The sequence below is a fragment of the Thiomicrospira microaerophila genome, from assembly GCF_000934765.1.
In the GTDB taxonomy this organism is placed as follows: domain Bacteria; phylum Pseudomonadota; class Gammaproteobacteria; order Thiomicrospirales; family Thiomicrospiraceae; genus Thiomicrospira; species Thiomicrospira microaerophila.
On sequence record NZ_JYNN01000017.1, the window covers coordinates 32,611 to 53,395 of the forward strand.

Consider the following 20,785-nt stretch of genomic DNA (forward strand, 5'->3'; position numbering starts at 1 on the left):
CGTGTTTTCTTATTCTGTTCTTTCTCGATCAATCATCGGCAAAGGCTCATTCAACTTTGCCTCGGTTAATCCATATTTATAGGCATTGTACTGCCATCTTACAAACTGTTCTAACAAAGCAGCATTTTTCTGCTTGAGCATGTCGTTTTCTGCCCGAAGGTGCGCAATACGATCTGCCGCCACATTCAAATTACTGGGCTTTGGTTTATCTTGGCCACGCTGCCTGATTCCTGATTTCCTAGACTTGAAAGCATCACGAATATCTTGGTTTGCATAGAGTGTTTGTCTGGTCGGCCTGAAGCTGATTAGCGGTTCAATAGAATCAAGAACCGCATCCCAAGTAAGTTTCTCATCTCCCCATCCAAGAATATGACTCACAACCGCTTCTATATCACTCTTTGATAAATGCTTAGCCAAGGCCGCCTCCTAAAAGTGCTTTAGCTTGCTCAGCTAATTTCTGTTGATCTTGTTTTAATCTATTCTCACCGTGCTTGTTACGAAGTACGCGGTTTGTTTGTGAAAAGGACTTGTCATTTGAGAGTTTAATCAACGAGCCATCTGGCACGGTTGGGTCTTCAAGAATTTCAACAAGCTGCCTCAAGTGGGTCAGGGTATGTTGATGATATTCATACCAACGATCAGCCCCAGCTAAGCCTTCATTAATAGCCGTTTCAGAAGCCTTAAACTGCTCTTCAACTTCGGCCAGTTGGGCTTTTATTCGCCGTAATTTCTCTTCCTCACCCTTAACGCAGACTTGCTCGGCACAGTTCAAACAGTCACGATACTTATCGCAAGGCGATATGGTGTAGTCATGAACACAGAAACCATATTCAGTGACGTGCGCAGTGCCCTTTTCCAGGGTATTGAACTCTTGAATTGTGATCGGGATATGCTTTTTCGCTTCACCTACTGGGCCAAATAATGATTTTGATGGGTCGAACTGCTCCGCACGCACAACCATCTCAAACTCACTCATTTGGTTATAAACACGGTTTTGCTTTGCGTCAGCACGTCCAGCCCATTTAGCTAACTCGTCCTGCGCCATACCTCCGCGTTCAGCAATGGTTGAGAGTAGGTGACGCATTTGATGTGAAGTCGCTTTTAACCTATTGTTTTCATCACCTATGTAACCATGACGATCAAAAATACTTTGCTTCGTCACTTTATCTTTTGTTTTTTTAGTTGATAAATCGTCATTGAAAACATTATTTTCTGGAGCCCATAGAATAACCGGTGAAACTCCTCTCTGTTCATGAAGAAGATTTCTCGTCATGCAAAAAAGGGCATTGCTATATTTAATGCCTTGTTCTTTTGATAACCACGGAAAAGCTTCAGGCTGTCGAGGCATTACATAATCATTCCAAAGTTCATCTAGGCTATAGCTGTAATTCTGCGACTTTAACTGCATTCTAGATAATGATGACATCGCGGAACCTGAATTTCTTGCGGCAAAACCTAAAGCCAAAGCTGCTTCAATAGCTGTTAATTTTTTCATTGAATCAACATCTGGACAATCAGGATGTCTGTAAAATTCTTGTGGATTGTTTTCAATCCATTTCGCTAAATCACGAGCAGGCGCGGTCAATGATTTTATTCTTGCAATCGCCTCTTTGGCTATTGGCTCCATTACTTTTGGAATCCACTTGATATCACCTCCAAAGCCTTTTCCAGAATAAAAGCGCCAGCCATATTGAATATCACCCTGACTGTCATTTTCCTCCACTTCGCAATCAACGGGTAAAAGCAAGATTTCAGTTATACGCGATGGCGCACACATCAGCATCGCAAATACTGATGATGTAAAAATATCTTTAGGATTTTCAGGGTTGAGTGCAAATATCTCAGCCATCGCTTCAAGCACATCGGAAGAAGGGAGTTTCTTTTCTCTATCAGCTTTGGCTTTTTGACCAGTATTGACTCGATCATTCGCACGTTTTATTGGATTTTTCCATGAGTCCAACTTTTCGGGAACTAAGTTTTTATCACTGACAAACTTAGCTAATCGCTCAATCTCCCTACCAGCGTGATAGGCGGCCGCTTTTTTATAAAACTCCCGTGCAACCACTGAAGCTTCATCTAACACTGAAATCGAAATCCTAGAAATATCTGCCGTTCTGTTGTGTTTTAAAAGTGCTTGCTCAATACATCGCAATGCTCGCATTTCATTTCTAGCTACAGTTGGGTTGTGTCCTTGCAGATAGCGAAAATAAGCTTTAGCAAAATCCATAAACTCAGGTGCCAACAGATCAAAATCGGGATTAACACCTCTCGATTTAACACCAACTTTAGTGAAATTTGCCGCTTTAGGCCACGCCCAATCACCCCACTTTAAATCTGCACCGAAAACGGTAAACTGATTCCTACACAAGCTTATAAACTCATTTAGATTCCGCGCTGCATCAAGCTCTTTCTTGGGGGTAAAGTGAAATATTTCAGCCATGCTGTATGGCCTCCCGCTTTTCTTTACATAGGTTAACTACTTCGGTGACTGCAATAATTGTTCTATCGTTAATTGAAGCAATAGCGAGGTCGTTTGTTTGTTGATAAACGCTTTCCCGCTCATTAATTAAGTCCTGCACAACCTTTTCATGAGGCGCATCTAGCCAAGGCTGGAAGTGGTTACATGTGTAGCAGGGTATCGGAACTCTGGAGCCACAAAAGTCATAACTGCCGCATGTTCCCACATTTTCATGCGGATTTAACTTTATACGACTAGATGCGTCATTGCCTCTTCGAGCTTCACTCTCGTCATTAACGATAATCCCCCTAAATGCATTGGCATAGAGTACAAGCAGGTGACCGACTTTATCGTTTATTTTTCGCGCGTATTCAGGGACATTTTCCACGTAAACTTGGGCGCTCTGCGTGTCAGTATGGTCAAGCAACTCTGCAATAATAAGCTTTCCATAACCTTCTCTAGCCGCACGAGTTCCGACAGAATATCTAAAACGCTGTGCATTAACATTGATAAGCTCGCCGGTTCTTTCAGACATAACCTCAGCTTTTTGAACAACTGCTTCAGCAGCCTTAGAAAACTCGGCACGCTCACAATGCAAAACATCCAAGGCTAAATCATTCACCAGTTGATTAATCGCACTGTATTTATCTAATAATTTGTAATCTGGAAAAAGAGGGAGCTCCAAAACAACATTGTCCTCAACCGTTCCAAACTTATCTTCAAATTTTGAAATCACATTTGAACGCTGCAAATCAAGAATGCGCCATAAATCTTCAGTCACCTGTATCTGCTTAAATGACTCTCTAAAGCCAACGCCACGCTGTTTTGCTCTCGGGATATTTAAGACGTAAGCCAGACCTTGATTTTTGTTACTTCCATAAATGACATCTTTCAGCTTCATGTGTGAAAGCTGAATAGGACGTCGACCGGTTGCACTAAGCAATCGAATCATTGAAAACTGATGGATTGTTATCTTATTTCCTTCATACAAAATTGCAGCGGCTTCATTGATGTTTTGCAATTCTATATCTGTTAGCGGTCCTTGCTCAGGATCTAACCGTTTAACCACATCACCTTTAACATTACATTTTAAACGCCATGAATCCAACAAATCTACAACTTCATCAGAAACCCCTTCATAACCAAGTTCATGCCATTTTTTGAGGAAGCCTTTTATTGTTCCTAAGTACCATTCATGCTCCCGATCTAAAGAAGACCTGAAATTTATCAAACTCTCAACTGTGATGTACTGGCTTTTACTAAACTTCAAATAATCTCTAAAACGGTCATAAATATTGCTTGCATGACTTGAAGAAAAGTTTCTTACATAAAAAGCCATAACCTTTTTCAGAGAATTGAACAAACTAGCATCAATAAGGTTTTCAATTAAGCCAAAATTAATCGTTAGAGCTTTTGAAACAATCCATTTATCATCGGTTAAGTTGAACGAATAACCTGATTTAGAAATAAATTCATCTCCAACATCACTCGCTGAAAGCTTCATTAACTTTTTTTGCATCTACTTTTCAATTCCTGTTTGTAATTTAAGAAATGCCTCGTTAGCTTTATTTTTGATGTAACGCTGATTGTAATGTGCCGCGGTTCCAGACCCTTGCTTCCAGCCCATTAACCATGAGCGAAGCTGCTCTTGCTGAGCTTCATCAGGCGACTCATCCATAGAATCCATTAACTGAGAAAACCGCTCATTCCATTTATGACGCAAAGCATGGCCAGTAAAGTCAATGAGTTTAGGAGACAAAGCCTTAACAGTGGTCATCACTTTGTTATAAGTTGCTTTTGAAACAGGCTGCCCTGACGTTGGACCTGGCTTGTGCACCACAAACAAATATTCATGCTTTCTTGCTGACACCTCATTTCTGCGATAGTTCATTACGTAGTTATGAATCTCGGCGGCAAGACTTTCTTTAAGCGGAATCCTTCTATCCATTGTTTTAACCAAAGGCTGATCTACCCTTGGATCTGACTTCTCATCCGCACGTCTCGCAATCACTATTTGATTATTAGAAAAGTCAACGTCTTTCACCTTTATCGAGAGCAGTTCACCCATCCTGATTCCAAGATAATGCAGCATCAAAAACATTAGTCGATTCCGAACCTTGGTTGATTCACCCTCAAAAGGATTCAAATCTGATTCCGGGCGAAACACCTCAAACAACAATTCAACTTGTTCATCAGTCAATCCCTTTTCAACCAATGACTGATTGCGCCCCTTTTTTACTGGACGACGAGAACGAATTTTTTTGACCAAACCAACAAGCTTTTTTTGATCGGTAGAACCACCAACATTTAACACAGCGGCTAACCACTCTATATACTTTGCAATCACTGAAAGTCTTCTATAAACAGTTTCGCTTGCAACCCTTGGCCTTCTTACTTTAACTAAACTTGTCACCTTATTTGCAGCAACTTTGCTTGAAAGGTTGAACTGACAATAATCGGCTAACGCATCAACTTCATTCAATTGAAAAAAAGTACCTGCCCTCAACCTTTCCACCAAGTCAATCTGCCGTTCATCACAGAACTTCAGTAAAACAGATATTGACGACAAAGCACTTTCCATAGAAGCGAAAGACAGTGAAGCGTTTCTTACTTGAGTTGTTATAAATAAATTTGGATAAAACAACGGCAAGCCTGAGCCAACCTCAAGCAAAAGGCAATAGCGCTCACCACTTTCCATCACAAAGCTTTGAATTGAAATTTTCACACGACTACCATTAACAGTTTTTAACGTAATACTTCATATAATAACCTAAAAAAATACCTAACACAATTAAAGTTAGGTATCTTAAATTTAAACGATATTAAACAACAGATTACAAGTAATAATTTTACATTTAAGTATCAAGTATGTTTTAAAACGGCACATCATCATCGTCAAAATCGTTTGGCTGGTAAGCTGGGCGTTGTTGTGGTGCGGCTTGTTGCGGTTGTTGTGGCGGGCGCTGCGGGGTTTGTTGAGCACCACCAGCCATCGGAGGCTGGGCATAGCCACCCATCGCGGCTTTTGCTGGACGTTGCGCGGCGGGTGCAGGCTGGCCGTAACCGCCATCATAACTTTGATCAAAACCGACATCGCCGCCTTGACCGTAGCCTTGCCCAGCTTGTCCGCCGCCTTGGTTGCCACTGCGTCCGCCTAGCATTTGCATGGTACCACTCACGTCGATTACCACTTCAGTGGAATACTTATCTTGCCCCGTTGCTTGGTCTTGCCATTTGCGGGTTTGCAATTTACCTTCTAAATAAACCTGTGAACCCTTGGTTAAATATTGCTGTGCAATTTCAGCTAGCTTGCCAAAAATCACCACACGATGCCACTCAGTACGTTCTTGGCGCTCACCCGTCGCACGGTCATTCCACTGTTCGCTAGTGGCGACACTTAAATTAGCAATCGCGTTACCATTTGCCGCATAACGCACTTCCGGATCGCGCCCAAGGGTGCCTACTAAAATTACTTTGTTTACTCCGCGCATAATTTACTCTCTCGTTTTAGCTTTTTGAAAATAATCGATAAGGGCTTCTTCACTAACCCGTTTTCGGTCAATTTTAAAATAGGCCTTTTGTTCTTCCGCAATCACGACCGCTTCAAACACACCCTCATATTGACACATACGATGTTGCAACTGCTCTATCTCACTTGGATTTACTTCGCCCACTGTAACCGAAGCAATACTCCAAGGATTAGGTTTTTGCATGGTTGAGGCTAATGCAAACCAAATAAACCCAATAATCACCGTAAAGGCAAACACGCCATCATAACCATAATACTGGTAGCACAGGCCGCCGACCGCGCCGCCGACCGCCGCGCCCATAAACTGGCTACTGGAATAGACGCCCGATGCGGTGCCCTTTTTGTCAGCAGGTGATAGCTTGACCACCAAGGATGGCAAAGAGGCTTCTAATACATTAAACGCCGTGAAGAACAACAGCAACCAAAAAAACAACCAGACATAACTGGAGTGGAACTGGCTCATACCGAGCTGGGCAAGCGCAATCATTAAAATCGCACCCGCAAAAATCTGTTTCATCCGCCCTTTTGATTCGGCCTGAATAATCAAGGGCACCATTAATACAAAGGACAACAACATTACCGGCAGATAGATTTCCCAATGACTTAAGGAGTCCATCCCCGCCTCATCACGCAACATAAACGGCACGGCAATAAACATCGCGGTGAGAATCGCATGCAAAATAAACACACCTACATCAAGACGCAACAATTGCGTGTTTTTCAACACCTCCGCCAACTGGCTCGGCACCGCTTGTGCTTCGCGCTGAAATTGCTGATTGCTAATCTCAGGCACGGCAAACACCACTAGCAACATGCCTAAAATCGACAAGCCTGCAATCACCCAAAAAATGCCGCGCACGCCGATAAACTCCGCCAACAACGGGCCTGCGACTAAAGACAGCGTAAAGGACAAGCCAATCGTAATACCCACTATCGACATCGCGCGCAATCGATAAGGTTCGCGCACCAAATCGGACACACTGGCGGTCAATACCGCGGCAACTGCACCGGCGCCTTGCACCGCACGCCCGAAAATCATCATTTCAATCGATTCGGCCATCGCACAAATAATCGATCCAATCAGAAAAACAAACAAGCCCAGCAAAATAAGCGGCTTACGCCCAAAACGATCCGACATCATGCCATAGGGTATTTGCAACAAGGCCTGGGTTAAACCATAGGCCCCGATCGCCAAACCGATTTGCAAACCAGTGATATTAGAAAATTCTTGCTCGGCAAACAAGGCGAACACCGGAAAAATCATAAATAAGCCGAGCATACGCGTTGAGAAAATGCCCGCAATAGAAAACGTCGCGCGTCGCTCCAACGGATTCATCCGGCGCGATAAAACTTCAGACATAATAACCCTTTTTGTTTAACATCCTGCGAACAGGGAGTAAAATAAATATTTGCCGATTATACCATCTAAAGGCCAACACAAATGAAAATCAAAACAATCGCAATCTTAGCTTTTAGCCTTACTTTACAACCAGGCCTGGTTGTGGCGCAGCATAAAATTCACTTTTCGATATCCGAACAAGCGATGGTAGAAAACGACAGGGTGATCGTTCAGTTTCAAGCGCAGTTTCAAGCCGATAACCCACAAGCGGTGAGTACACATATTAATCAGACAATGCGTCAAGCCCTAAATCAGCTTAGTGCGCAAGAGCGCAAATGGGTGCAGACCGGCAATTACACGGTACAACCGCAACAAAACCGCGCAGGTGAAATAACACACTGGCGAGGACACCAACAACTCACCCTGACTCTACCGATTAGCATCGATATCAGTGAACTGCTTTCTCGGCTACAAGCCTATCTTAGCTACCAATCGATGCAAGCCGATATCAGCCAACCCAAGCGCACCCAAGCCGAACAGGCATTAATGGAACAAGCGCTTGCTAGTTATCAACGCCAAGCGCAAACCATTGCCAAAAGCTTTAACCAGCAAGACTACCAGTTAGTTGAAACCCATATTCAAATCCAACAACCACCCCGCCACTTCGCCCAGCCGCGCATGACCCTCGCCAGCGCCGCGATGGACAGCGCGCCAGTAATTGAGCTGGGCGAAAAGATGATTCAAGTAACAATTAACGGCATATTGTTATTGGATTAGCTAAAGCCGCCCGCTTTTAGCGAATCATTGGCCAAGCACTAACCAAGCTTTTGGCGCAAGTGCGCCATTTGCTTTTGAATCTGGTTTCGCTTTTCATCTGGCATGCGCTCAAGGTGTTTGACCTGCATACCTAAACGCGGATGACCGCGAAATACATCTTGATGACGTTCAATAAATCCCCAATATAGCGTGGTAAACGGGCAGGCCTGGTGACCTGTGGCTTCTTTTGGTTTATAACGACAGTTCTGACAATAACCCGACATTTTATTAATGTATTGCCCGCTGGCAATATAGGGTTTGCTTGCCATTAAACCGCCGTCGGCAAATTGGCTCATCCCCAATACATTTGGCAGCTCAACCCACTCTACCGCATCAACATACATCGCCAAATACCATTGATGCACTTGCTCAGGTTTAGCCTGCCATAACAGCGCAAATAGCCCGGTGACCATCAGCCGTTGAATATGATGACCATAGCCGTGCTGAATCACCTGTCCAATCGCATCCTTTAAACAAGCCATATCCGTGTCACCTGTCCAGTAAAACGCCGGTAAATTCTGCTGCGCATCCAGCGCATTCCAATCTAACCAATCGGGCATATACGACCAATAGAGCCCACGCACATATTCGCGCCACCCTAGTATCTGCCGAATAAAACCCTCAACCGCATTCAGCGGTGCCCGTCCTTGGTGATAGGCCTGTTCAGCCGCCGCAATCACTTCACGCGGGTTCAATAATTTTAAGTTCATCGCCGCTGAAACCAACGAATGATATAACCAGGCCTGGTTGGGCCACATGGCATCTTGGTAATCGCCAAATTTTTCTAGCCGATGCGCAATAAAATCGTCCAAGGCTTGCAAAGCTTGTTGACGCGTCACGGGCCAATCGAAATTTTCTAATTCCCCAGGATGCTTAGCAAAGGTTTCAGCCACCTGTTTTATTACTGTTTGGGTAATCTCGTCGGGCTCAAATCGCACGGGAACCGGCACAGATTGCGGCCCGTCTTTGCCAAACGCTTGGCGATTATCCGCATCATAATTCCATTTTCCGCCCAGCGGTTTTTTTCCATCCATTAAGATGCCCGTGCGCTGGCGCAATGCCCGATACCAATACTCCATTGTCGGTTTTTTGCGCTCCGCCAGCCAAGCCTTGAACTCGCCGGGTTCAGCGATAAAATGCGTGTCTGGCAGAAGATTCAGCGGAACATTTGCCGCACGACAGGCCGTTTTTATTTGTTGAAGTACCCGAAAATCACCCGGCACCACCAACTCAACCGTTTGCACAGGATGTGCTGCCAGAAACGCCGACAATGCCTGCTCAAAATGGCTAAATGGATGTTCGCCTAAAGTTTGGTAATCTACGGACCAGGCCTGGTCACGTTTGGCCTGTGCAAAATGTCGCATCGCGCTGAGAAACAACACAATCCGCTGCTTATGCGAGGGCACATGCGTTGATTCCTCGATTAATTCCGCCATCCAAATCACATCTTGAGCGGGGTCCAGCCCTTGCCAAATTGACGCGTCCTCATTGAGCTGATCACCTAGAATAATCGCTAATTTTCTAATCATGCTTTTTTCCTGTACGCCGACAGCGTTCTGAACAATAGATCACCGTTACCCAATCTTTCGCCCATTTTTTGCGCCAAACAAACGGCCGCTGACAAACGGGGCAGATCTTCGTCGGCAAATCGGATTTTTTTCGCATTTTCATTTAAAACAAACTCATTTGAGGATTATCGGCTTCAACCGGCCGGCTTGTTCGACCTCGACCAGATCGCAAACGACTGCCGTGTTTAACATACACCTGCTTGGCTTGGGCTTTTGCGCTGGGTTGTTTGCGTAACGCCGCCAGTTGTTGTTTTGCTTGGCGCGCCGCAGCCTCAATATCAACAATCGGTCTGGGGTAATCTCGGCCTAAAACCAAACCGGCTTGCGCCAACCACTCAGGGGCACAATCCCAAGGTGCATGAATCCAATCCGCATCCAATCCCGCCAACTCGGGACACCATTGGCGAATAAACACCCCTTCTGAATCATGGTCTTGAGACTGTTTCACGGGATTGTAAACCCGCATCGCATTAATGCCCGTGGTACCCGATTGCATTTGCACCTGCGAATAATGAATGCCCGGCTCATAGTCAGTAAACAAGCTGGCTAACAAAGGGGCGGTTTGGCGCCAATCCAGCCACAACTGATAGCTAGCAAAGCTCATCACCATCGCTCGCATCCGAAACGGTAGCCAACCGGTATGGCGTAAACAGCGCATACAGGCATCCACAATCGGCACACCTGTTTGCCCGTCAAACCATGCCTTCAGATATTCGGGGTTAGCGTCAGCGCGTAGGTTTTCAGTGTCCGATTGCAAGCAAAGCCATTCTATTGAAGGCTGGGTTTCAAGCTTTTGCATAAAATGGCTTTGCCAGTGCAACCGCGAAATAAACGCACTCAGTGCACGTTGGTTTTTGTCGGTGACACGCCCGCGCGCCTGATAAGCGGTTTGAATTACTTCACGAATAGATAAACTGCCCCATGCCAAATGCGGACTCAGGCGCGAACTGCTTTGGCGTGCGGCCAGCGGTTTGGCAATCTCATACAAATAGCGCGGTAACTGACGGTGCAAAAATGCCTGCAAACGCGCTAAGCCGAGCGAACGCCCTCCAGGCTGAATCTGCTCATTTTGCACCAGCGGTGCAGGCAGCAAACCCGCTAAATATTGTTCTAAAAATACAGGATTCAAGTGCGGTGTTTCAACCAGGCCTGGTTGTAAAACAGGGATAGGATAAAGCGGTTGGGTTAAAAAAGATTCGGCCATTGCCTGCCAATGATCACGATTGATAGCGCCACGCTGAATCGGCTGTTGTTGAAACTGAAACCAAGGGATATGATGCGACGTCAGCCAAGCGGCCAACGCGTTATCACGCTGGTAAGTCCACTGGTTTCCGGTTTCCTGGTGTGACCAGACCGCCTGAATGTCAAAAATTTGACGCAACTCAGTGAACACACGAGACACCTCACCGATTGCAAACCACAGCCCCTGGCCTATCGCGCGTAAATCACGATCCAATTCAATCAAACAGTCGGCAATAAATTGCCATTGGCGCAAACTGGCATCAGGTTGTTGCCAAAGCGCCGGTTCAAAAATATACACCGGCAACACCGCGCCCTTCTGCGCGGCATGCCAAAGCGCCGCATGATCGGCGGTGCGCAAATCACGCTTAAACCAGACCAACTGCACAGCAGGTTTTGGCATCATCTCTCCCCATTAAACCAGTATTTAACAAGAAGAAATTATACACACATTTATACAAAAACTTTACAAAAAACCGATCTTCTAACCATCAGTTGATTGCGTCGGCAAATAATTTGACAAAATCTGGCCTAACAATACAAAATCCACCGGCTTAGTCAAATAATTATCCATCCCTGCCGCCAAGAAGCGTTCACGATCACCTTTAATCGCATTCGCTGTCAGTGCAATAATCGGCACAGGCGTCTGACCGCTCTGTGCCTCAAGTTGACGAATTTTTTGGGTAGCTTCAACGCCACTCATATTCGGCATATTTTCGTCCATCAAAATCGCATCATAAGGCTGAGCTTCAAACATTCTCACACCTTCCACACCGTCATTCGCGACATCAAACTCGATACCAATTTTTTTCAACACCACTTTCATCAACATTTGATTGGTTGGATTATCTTCCACTAACAACACCTTACCGCTCAATTTGGCCAGTGTTATTTTCTTTTCGCTCTTTTGCGCAACCGAGGGTGCGGCCTGAATTAATTTTGCAGGCACACTAAAAGCAAAACAACTGCCTTGGCCCAACTCACTCTCTAATTTCAACTCCCCACCCAACATCTCGACCAGACGCGTTGAGATACTCAAGCCCAGCCCTGTGCCGCCAAACTGGCGCGTAGTCGAGCTTTCCGCTTGCGAAAAGGCTTCAAATATCTTTGCTTGGTTCTCTTTGGCAATACCTATGCCCTGATCCTTAACCTCACAATGTAAACGTTGCTGATCAAAATCATAATAAATCTTCAAACTGACCGCTTTGCCACTCGGCGTAAACTTCACCGCATTCGACAAGAAATTACTTAATACCTGCTTAATACGCAAGGGATCCGATTCAATTTTGCCTGGCAAATCAGACGCGATTTCTAAATTAAAACATAACTTTTTCTCTTCACAACGCGCTTCAAACAAATGCGCTACCGAGCTAAGTTCTTGGCGCGGATCAAAACGATGAATATCGACCTCAAGTTTATTATTTTCAATCTTACTAAAATCAAGAATATCATTAATAATCCCCAACAGCGTTTGACCTGAATAATGCACCGTGCGCAAATAACGCAGCCGCTCTGGATCCATTTCTTTTTCCTTGAGCACCTCAATAAACCCTAAAATGGCATTCAATGGCGTGCGAATCTCATGCGACATATTCGCCAAAAACTCGCTTTTTGACTTCGCCGAATCCAACGCACGATCCTTTTCCTGTTCTAATCGCTGATTCAACGCCTGAATTTCGGTGATATCCGTTAGCGATACAATAAAACGATTAAACCGCGCTGACTTGGTGGCGCTCAAATGGAAGGTATGCACCTTGCCTTTACGCAAAATTTTAGCTCGATGGGTTTGATCAGGATGTTCAAGAATATACTCCACCCAGTTTTTATCCTCAAACTTATAAACCAAGCCCTCTTCTTTAATAAAGGTGTCGCAAATGCATTTATACTGTTGCAAAAAGGCCGCAAGATCGGGGTAATGATCATAAAACGCAAAAAACCCGCCGCTCGCATCAATAATGGTCACCCCATCCGTCACCACCACAATATTTGATTGTGACTCCAACACATCCGATACATAAGCCTCGCTCGCTTCTAAATGCTGATGCGCGCGACGCAATTGACGCGCTACCACATCAATACTCATTAGGCCAAGCAACATCACCAGCAATGTCAAACCAATCTGCCATTGGCGATACTGACGTTTCTCCGCCACCACCGCCTGCTCAACCTCTTGCAAACTTTGCGCATATAACTGGCGAAACCCATCAGCACTCACCAACAACTCCTCAAACAAAGGCTCAAGATGGCGCACATGCTGACGAATATCGATCATCACCTGTGTCAAACCGGATGCTTGCGAAGCCATAAACAGATCACGCTGATTCAATAACCCATCCAGCCCTTCAATTTCAACGAGCAAATCTGTCAAAGTTTTCAACAACGCGGCTTCCGTTTTAGGACAGCGTGAAGCCTGTTCGGCATTATAGTGATAAAAAATAGGTTCCGCCTCGACGAGCCCTTGCCCCAAGCGCCTTTGTAAAAACTGACCACCTTGCTGCAACACCAATAAATCCGCCTCTATAGCGGCTTTAGCCTGATAAATATGCGCCAAACCTTGTTGACGTGTCAAAGGATGCTCAGAAATCGTCAAACGGTAAAACTGGGTTTCAATTAATTGAATAGCGTGCAGAATATTTTCGCTTAAATAACCTTGATAACGCGTATTTTGAGTTTGCTGATCCAGCCGCTCAATGGTCTTTCCAATACTGTAATTCAACAGCGCCTGTAAGCCAAAACCCACAATAAACACCAAAAACAACCCAACTAAATAAATTTGCGAACTAGGCAACTGGCTAGGTTTTGAGTTCTCAGCTGTTTGAATCTGAAGACGAGACATAACTTAAACTACTTTAGTGTATTTAATGGACAGGATTACATTTTACCCAAAGCCATCTATACAAAACAGTTAATTTTTAGACACCCGAAGCGATTACCGGCAGGACAAATGCATCTTAAACAAATAATGATCAACCTATTACAACCCAATATCGCGCTGATTTTTAATTGCGCAAAGTTTAGATCAAAAGGAGCCTGTCGGACTAAACCGGACGATTTCTAAACTTAATGGCCGTGACGCACAGCATGGGAACAACAAACGAAGTGTCCATATGTCAGGCCGTAAACGACGAAGTGGCGCGTCAACCGCATAAAAAATACATGTTGAGGCTATGCTCAGAAAAGCGGGGCGATGGTTAGATGGTGCGCTTAGGAGGAATCGAACCTCCAACTAGGCCTCCGGAGGGCCTCGTGATATCCATTTCACTATAAGCGCGTACTTTATTAAAGTGCCGATATTATAAGGGTTTGCGATGTTTTTTGTAAAAAATTTTAAATTTTTGCACTTCGTGGTGACAAAAGGGTGACAAGGTGTGTGGCAGTTGAAGCGCCAAAAGCGCGATGATGGAACACTTTTTTCAATAATTCTATTCAGATCATGGTGCTACCAAGCATAGATTTTTGCTCACTTAGTCTCCGGAGAGCGCACCATCCCCATATAGCTCGAATTTTTTGCGCATAACCTTCAACTTCAACATGCGTTTTTCAGTTATCGAGCAACCGCGAGCATTAAAAAAGAACGGTTAAACAACTTCAATGAGCTTAAAACAGGCTACTAGGAGCCTGTTGGCCAGATTTCAGAAAAATCAAACTCAAATTGACAGTCGTCGGTTAAGGCAAATGAAAACTTGTTTTGACGTGCATCACTTTTTTTAATGTAGCGACCATCCTCAGCCAATGCAAACACCTTTGCCACTTGGCTGACTGGGTCTACCATCACATAGTATTTAACCCCTTCGCGCTGATAAAGTTCAAACTTAACGGTCTGATCTTTCTGCGCGGTGCTTGGCGAGAGCACCTCAAAAATCAAACTCGGTGCAAATGATAGATAGGGCTCGCCAATATCACCGCACACCACTAGGTTATCCGGCTGCACCACCGTGTCGTCGCTAATACGCCAATCAATTGGCAGCAAAGCTTGGCAGGTTTTGCAACTTCTTAAAGTTTGAACAAGTGCAGCGTGTATTCGACCGCTAATTGACTGATGACTAATCGTCGGTGCTGGACTCATCGCATAGGGAATGCCTTCAATCATCTCCCAAGCGCCTTCCCAGTGTTGGTAATCATCCCAAGTGTAATGCGGGAAGTATTTCGGTTGCGCAAACATCGTCTCGTGTCCCTTGTTAAAATGCTACTAGTTATTATTAAAGCCTGCTCTGCTTGCACTGTCAAGTAGTTGAGATACAGGCATAAAAAAGCCCGATATTTCGGGCTTTTTTATCTTGTTTTACAACCAGGCCTGGTTGTAAACCTAAGCGTTTTTAAGCGATTTTCAACTCTTCTTGACGTGTTGCTTCTAATGCGGCAATACGATCTTCAAGCGGCGGATGCGACATAAACAACATACCTAACTTGCTTGGACGGTTTGAGATACCAAACGCCGCCATTTGCTCTGGCAACTCACCTGGCTGCATCGACTGCAAGCGACGTAATGCCGCAATCATGTTTTCTTTACCCGCTAAGTAAGCCCCGCCATTGTCCGCGTGGAACTCGCGACGACGTGAGAACCACATGGTAATCACACTCGCCAAGATACCGAAGATGATTTCAAAAATAAACGAAGCCACATAATAACCAATGCCATGCCCTGATTCGTTTTTGAGAATAATACGATCAACAAAGTGTCCGGCGATACGGGCAAAGAAGATAACGAAGGTGTTCACTACACCCTGAACCAATGCCATCGTAATCATGTCACCATTGGCAACGTGGGCCACTTCATGACCCAATACCGCTTCAACTTCATTGCGCGTCATTTGACGCAACAAACCGGTTGATACCGCAACCAACGCGTTGTTTTTGCTCATACCGGTTGCAAAGGCATTCGGATCTGGCGCATCGTAAATCGCCACTTCTGGCATACCAATGCCGGCTTTTTCCGCTTGACGACGAACGGTATCAACCAACCACTGCTCATCCGCATTACGTGGATTTTCAATAACCTGCGCGCCGGTCATCTTTTTCGCCATGAACTTCGACAAGGCCAAAGACACGAACGATCCCGCAAAGCCGAATACAGCGGCAAAAATCAACAGATTACCTAAAGCCAAATCGACACCATTAGCTTGCAACGTGGAGCCCACGCCCAACAAACTTAACACAATTGACGCTACCGCAATGACCGCGATGTTTGTCAATAAAAACAGACCAATACGTTTCATGGAACCACTCCTCCTCATTAAAACGTGATTAAAATTTTACAATGACTAATATAAAGATTTTTTATGAGGATTCAAGAGCCAATTAACTAATTAGCCAAAAATCCTCAATCTACTCTCTTCAATCTACTATTGACCTAGTTTCTGTTTCAACAGCGCATTCACCTGCGCCGGATTTGCCTGACCTTTAGACAGTTTCATCACCTGACCAACAAAAAAGCCAAACATTTTCTCTTGTCCGCCTTTATAGGCTTCTACCTGTTGGCTATTGGCGGCCAATACCTCATCAACAATTTGCTCAATCGCACCCGAATCGGTAATCTGTTTCAAGCCTTTGGCTTCAATCACCTGATCCGCGCTGCCTTCACCTTGCCACATGGCCTCGAACACTTGCTTGGCGATTTTGCCAGAAATCGTATTATCAACAATACGCACAACCAGGCCTGCTAAATCGGTGGCTGAAATTGGCGAGGCCTCAATCGCTAATTCATCACGATTCAGCGACTTAGCCAGTTCGCCCGACATCCAGTTGGCACACAACTTGGCCTGCGCATCCCCTGCGGTTTGCAACATGGTTTCAAAATACTGCGCCATCGCTTTGGAGGAGGTTAATAAATTAGCATCATAGTCCGATAAGCCATAATCCGCGACAAATCGGGCACGCAATACCGCTGGCAACTCCGGTAAGCGCTGACGCACCGCTTCGATATCCTCATCGCTAATCATCACCGGCAACAAATCCGGGTCAGGGAAATAGCGATAATCGTTGGCTTCTTCCTTGGCGCGCATACTGCGGGTTTCATCTTTATCCGCATCATACAAACGCGTTTCTTGTACAATGGTTCCACCCGATTCAATCACATCGATATGGCGATCCACTTCATAGGCAATGGCTTTCTCCACAAACTTAAACGAGTTAATGTTTTTCAATTCTGTTCGCGTGCCATAAGGTTCACCGGGACGGCGAATCGACACGTTCACATCCATGCGGAACGAGCCTTCTTGCAGGTTACCATCACAAATGCCGATAAACTGCACGAGCTCATGAATCGCTTTGGCATAGGCAATCGCCTCCGCTGCCGAACGCATATCCGGCTCAGACACGATTTCGAGCAGAGGTGTACCAGAACGATTGAGATCAATCCCGGTCATACCATGAAAATCTTCATGCAAGGATTTACCCGCATCTTCTTCTAGATGCGCGCGGGTGACACCAATGATTTTTTTCTCACCATTGACCTCAATCTCAATTTGTCCTTTACCCACCACCGGCAAATCAAACTGTGAAATCTGATAGCCCTTAGGCGAATCAGGATAAAAATAGTTTTTACGCGCAAACACCGATTTCTTCGGTACTTCGGCATTAATCGCTAAACCAAACGCAATGCCCATTTCTAATGCACGTTTATTTAATACCGGCAACACCCCCGGCATCGCCAAATCGACCAAGCAGGCCTGGCTGTTTGGCTCCGCGCCATAGGCGGTGGAGGCGGCTGAAAAAATCTTTGACTTGGTCGCAAGCTGGGCATGAATTTCTAACCCAATAACGGTTTCCCACTGCATTATTTATCTCCTACCCATTCTGGTCGCTGTTGATGCCAATTCGTGACTTGTTGATACTGATGCGCCACATTTAATAATCGAGCCTCACTAAAATAAGGCCCAACTAAATGTAGGCCAACCGGACGCTGATTGACAAATCCAGCCGGAATCGACATCGCCGGTAAACCTGCGAGGTTGACAGGTATGGTGTATAAATCAGCGAGATACATACTCACCGGATCATCGGTTTTTTCGCCGATATTGAAGGCGACTGTTGGCGCAACGGGGCCTAAAATCACATCACAAGATTCAAACGCACGGCTAAAGTCATCACGCACCAAACGGCGTACTTTTTGCGCTTTGAGATAATAGGCATCGTAATAACCGGCTGATAACGCATAAGCGCCCACCATAATCCGACGTTTCACTTCAGCACCAAAACCTTCTGCTCTGGAGCGGGTGTACAAATCATTCAAATCGTTTGGCGCATCACAACGATGACCAAAACGCACGCCATCATAACGTGATAAATTCGATGAGGCTTCCGCTGGCGCCAGCACATAATAGGCGGCCACCGCCAGCTTTTGATTGGGCAAACTCACCTCAACCACTTCGGCACCGAGTTTTTCGATTTCTGCAATCGCCTGTTTTACACTAGCGGCCACGTGCGGATCTAAGCCTTCACCAAAATAATCCGATGGCACACCGACCTTTAATCCTTTCAAAGACTTATCGAGTTGCGCCGTGTAATCAGTCGGTTCAATCTGCATACTAGTCGAATCACGCTGATCAAAGCCCACCATGGCATTCAATAACCAAGCACAATCTTGGGCTGACATCGCCATCGGACCGCCCTGATCAAAACTGGACGCATAAGAAATCATCCCAAAACGCGATACCGCTCCATAAGTTGGCTTAATCCCTGAAATACCACAGAATGCCGCTGGCTGACGAATCGAGCCCCCAGTATCCGTACCGGTGGTAAACGGCACCAAGCCTGCCGCCACCGCCGCCGCTGAACCGCCCGACGAACCACCGGGTACCGCATTCAAGTCCCATGGATTTTTGGTCGGGCCATAATAGCTCGACTCACTCGATGAACCCATCGCAAATTCATCCATATTAGTTTTGCCTAAAATAGGCATATGACAGTTTTTGAATTGCGTAACTACATGCGCATCATAAGGTGCGATAAAATTATCCAGCATTTTAGAGCCACAACTGGTACGCACCCCATCGGTACAAAAAATATCTTTATGCGCCATCGGGATACCCGTTAACGGATGCGCATTGCCTGCCGCCAATGCCTCATCCGCCTGCGCTGCCATCTGTAACGCCAATTCAGGCGTTTGAGTAATAAAGCTATTCACCTGAGGATCTAGGCTTTTCATCCGGGTTAAGAAATACTGCGTCAGCTCAACCGAACTCACTTGCTTGGTCTGCAGCGCGTCACTCAGCTGTTTTATTGAATATTGATACATGGTTAGCTCTCTCACTCTATCACTCTATTACCTTGGGCACTAAATACAACCCGTTTTCAGTAGCGGGCGCAATCGCTTGAAATTTATCACGCTGATCCACCTCAGCGACTAAATCTTCACGCAAACGCTGGGTTTGATCCAGCGGATGCGCCATCGGCTCAACCCCTTCGGTATCCGCTTGAGATAACTGAGCAAATAAATCCAGAATATTGGACAATTTTGCGCCCACCGCATCCAGCTCCTCGGGCTCTACTGCAATCGCCGCTAGATGTGCGATTTTTTTCACTTCTGCCAATGCTAATGACATTGAAACCTCCTATGTTAAGGCGCGCGCTAGATTAGTCTCGCTTTCGCCTAAATCACTATTTAAAAAATTCGCTTAAATTACCACATTGTATGGCGTTGTTCAAAAATATGGCGCTTTTTTAATGAAGTTTACAATCTAATGATAAGTTTTTCTAATAACCTGCCCTAATTTGGTTTAAACTATCACGATTTAGTTTTTCCTCACTCTAGGCTAGGAAGTCCAATATGTTTCGTAAAATTATAGGCCTGTTTTCAAACGATATATCTATTGATTTGGGAACAGCAAACACACTTATTTATGTTCGTGGTCAAGGCGTCGTTTTAAATGAACCGTCAGTCGTGGCGATTCGCGACAATGGTCGCGGCAGCCGTAGCATTGTCGCCGTCGGCAATGAGGCCAAAAAAATGCTCGGGCGCACACCTGGCAATATTCAAGCTATTCGCCCACTGAAAGACGGCGTCATTGCGGACTTTCATGTTACCGAAAAAATGCTCCAAGCCTTTATTCGTAAAGTACACGAAGCCAAATTCTTTCAGCCAAGTCCACGCGTGCTTGTCTGCGTACCCTGCGGCTCGACGCAAGTGGAACGCCGCGCCATTCGTGAATCCGCCGCGGGCGCTGGTGCGCGCCAAGTATTTTTGATTGAAGAGCCGATGGCGGCTGCAATCGGTGCCGGGATGCCGGTCAGTGAGGCAAATGGTTCGATGGTGGTCGATATTGGCGGGGGGACCACCGAAGTGGCCACGCTTTCACTTAACGGGATTGTGTACTCTGATTCGGTTAAAGTCGGGGGGGACCGATTTGATGATGCGATTATCAAATTCGTACGCCGTAACTACGGCATGCTGATTGGTGAAGCCAGTGCCGAAAAAATCAAACATGAAATTGGCACCGCCTACAGTGAAGCAGACCCTAAAATTATTGAAGTACGTGGACGTAATTTAGCTGAGGGTGTACCAAGAAGCTTTACACTGAATAGCAATGAAATCTTAGAAGCTTTACAAGACCCACTGTCGGCGATTGTCGGCGCTGTACGCACTGCATTGGAACGTACCCCGCCAGAGCTGGGTGCCGATGTCGCTGAGCACGGCATTGTTTTAACAGGTGGCGGTGCATTGCTGCGTAACCTGAGTACCCGCTTAAGCGAGGAAACAGGCATTCCTGTCATAGTGGCCGATGATCCACTCACTTGTGTGGCACGTGGTGGTGGCCGTGCACTCGAAATGATGGATGAAAAAGGCATGGATGTGTTTTCTCACGATTAAGAACTAGTCACCTAGTTTGTTCATCATA

17 protein-coding genes and 1 tRNA gene are annotated in these 20,785 nt (G+C 45.6%); 2 read left to right on the forward strand and 16 right to left on the reverse strand.

The genetic code is table 11. The features are described from left to right. Positions 1 to 9: 9 nt before the first annotated feature. The 6 genes from NA59_RS07155 to NA59_RS07180 form a co-directional block, all read right to left on the reverse strand. Positions 10 to 417 (reverse strand): hypothetical protein, encoded by a 408-nt coding sequence (locus NA59_RS07155; protein ID WP_044410218.1) that lies wholly within the window; start codon positions 415 to 417, stop codon positions 10 to 12. Then, positions 410 to 2,440 carry an integrase gene (locus NA59_RS07160; protein WP_044410221.1) on the reverse strand — a complete coding sequence of 677 codons (2,031 nt, stop codon included), beginning with the start codon at positions 2,438 to 2,440 and terminating at the stop codon, positions 410 to 412. The genes NA59_RS07155 and NA59_RS07160 overlap by 8 nt, the downstream gene beginning before the upstream one ends. Further along, complete coding sequence (locus NA59_RS07165) at positions 2,433 to 3,977, reverse strand: site-specific integrase (RefSeq protein ID WP_044410225.1); 1,545 nt, start codon at positions 3,975 to 3,977, stop codon at positions 2,433 to 2,435. Before NA59_RS07165 ends, NA59_RS07160 begins: the two co-directional genes overlap by 8 nt. Then, on the reverse strand, positions 3,978 to 5,183 hold the full coding sequence (locus tag NA59_RS07170; protein WP_198401068.1) for a tyrosine-type recombinase/integrase: 1,206 nt from the start codon (positions 5,181 to 5,183) through the stop codon (positions 3,978 to 3,980). It abuts the gene before it with no gap. A gap of 148 nt (positions 5,184 to 5,331) precedes the next feature. After that, positions 5,332 to 5,949, reverse strand: a complete 618-nt coding sequence (gene ssb, locus NA59_RS07175; RefSeq protein ID WP_044410228.1) for a single-stranded DNA-binding protein — start codon at positions 5,947 to 5,949, stop codon at positions 5,332 to 5,334. A gap of 3 nt (positions 5,950 to 5,952) precedes the next feature. Further along, the gene (locus tag NA59_RS07180) at positions 5,953 to 7,347 is read right to left on the reverse strand and encodes an MFS transporter (protein WP_044410231.1); all 1,395 of its coding nucleotides are present in this window, start codon (positions 7,345 to 7,347) and stop codon (positions 5,953 to 5,955) included. Positions 7,348 to 7,428: 81 nt separating this feature from the next. On the opposite strand from NA59_RS07180, the gene NA59_RS07185 reads away from it, so the two are divergent. Next, entirely contained in the window at positions 7,429 to 8,103 is a 675-nt protein-coding gene (locus NA59_RS07185; RefSeq protein WP_044410234.1) for an SIMPL domain-containing protein, read from the forward strand. Positions 8,104 to 8,141: 38 nt separating this feature from the next. Here the strand turns inward: NA59_RS07185 and NA59_RS07190 are convergent, their stop codons facing one another. The 10 genes from NA59_RS07190 to gatC all read right to left on the reverse strand — a co-directional run bounded on the left by NA59_RS07190 (position 8,142) and on the right by gatC (position 19,492). After that, a complete protein-coding gene (locus tag NA59_RS07190) occupies positions 8,142 to 9,671 on the reverse strand; it encodes a cryptochrome/photolyase family protein (RefSeq protein ID WP_044410237.1) in 1,530 nt (509 codons plus the stop codon). Next, on the reverse strand, positions 9,664 to 9,807 hold the full coding sequence (locus tag NA59_RS14790; RefSeq protein WP_096777600.1) for a DUF2256 domain-containing protein: 144 nt from the start codon (positions 9,805 to 9,807) through the stop codon (positions 9,664 to 9,666). Before NA59_RS14790 ends, NA59_RS07190 begins: the two co-directional genes overlap by 8 nt. Before the next feature lie 6 nt (positions 9,808 to 9,813). Next, a complete protein-coding gene (locus tag NA59_RS07195) occupies positions 9,814 to 11,352 on the reverse strand; it encodes an FAD-binding domain-containing protein (protein ID WP_044410240.1) in 1,539 nt (512 codons plus the stop codon). Positions 11,353 to 11,433: 81 nt separating this feature from the next. After that, positions 11,434 to 13,785: an ATP-binding protein gene (locus NA59_RS14320; RefSeq protein WP_052501521.1), complete on the reverse strand. Its 2,352-nt coding sequence runs from the start codon at positions 13,783 to 13,785 to the stop codon at positions 11,434 to 11,436. 360 nt (positions 13,786 to 14,145) lie between these two features. Continuing rightward, positions 14,146 to 14,220 (reverse strand) — tRNA-Arg (locus tag NA59_RS07205). Between the two features lie 339 nt (positions 14,221 to 14,559). Next, the gene (locus NA59_RS07210) at positions 14,560 to 15,111 is read right to left on the reverse strand and encodes a Uma2 family endonuclease (RefSeq protein WP_044410243.1); all 552 of its coding nucleotides are present in this window, start codon (positions 15,109 to 15,111) and stop codon (positions 14,560 to 14,562) included. A 154-nt stretch (positions 15,112 to 15,265) separates the two neighbouring features. Further along, entirely contained in the window at positions 15,266 to 16,165 is a 900-nt protein-coding gene (gene htpX, locus NA59_RS07215; protein WP_044410246.1) for a protease HtpX, read from the reverse strand. 126 nt (positions 16,166 to 16,291) lie between these two features. After that, complete coding sequence (gene gatB, locus NA59_RS07220) at positions 16,292 to 17,725, reverse strand: Asp-tRNA(Asn)/Glu-tRNA(Gln) amidotransferase subunit GatB (RefSeq protein ID WP_044410249.1); 1,434 nt, start codon at positions 17,723 to 17,725, stop codon at positions 16,292 to 16,294. Then, on the reverse strand, positions 17,725 to 19,185 hold the full coding sequence (gene gatA, locus NA59_RS07225) for an Asp-tRNA(Asn)/Glu-tRNA(Gln) amidotransferase subunit GatA (RefSeq protein WP_044410252.1): 1,461 nt from the start codon (positions 19,183 to 19,185) through the stop codon (positions 17,725 to 17,727). Before gatA ends, gatB begins: the two co-directional genes overlap by 1 nt. 19 nt (positions 19,186 to 19,204) lie before the next feature. Next, a complete protein-coding gene (gatC, locus tag NA59_RS07230) occupies positions 19,205 to 19,492 on the reverse strand; it encodes an Asp-tRNA(Asn)/Glu-tRNA(Gln) amidotransferase subunit GatC (RefSeq protein WP_044410255.1) in 288 nt (95 codons plus the stop codon). A 224-nt stretch (positions 19,493 to 19,716) separates the two neighbouring features. Between gatC and NA59_RS07235 the strand changes: the two genes are divergently transcribed. Then, positions 19,717 to 20,757 (forward strand): rod shape-determining protein, encoded by a 1,041-nt coding sequence (locus NA59_RS07235; protein WP_044410258.1) that lies wholly within the window; start codon positions 19,717 to 19,719, stop codon positions 20,755 to 20,757. Positions 20,758 to 20,785 lie beyond the last annotated feature (28 nt).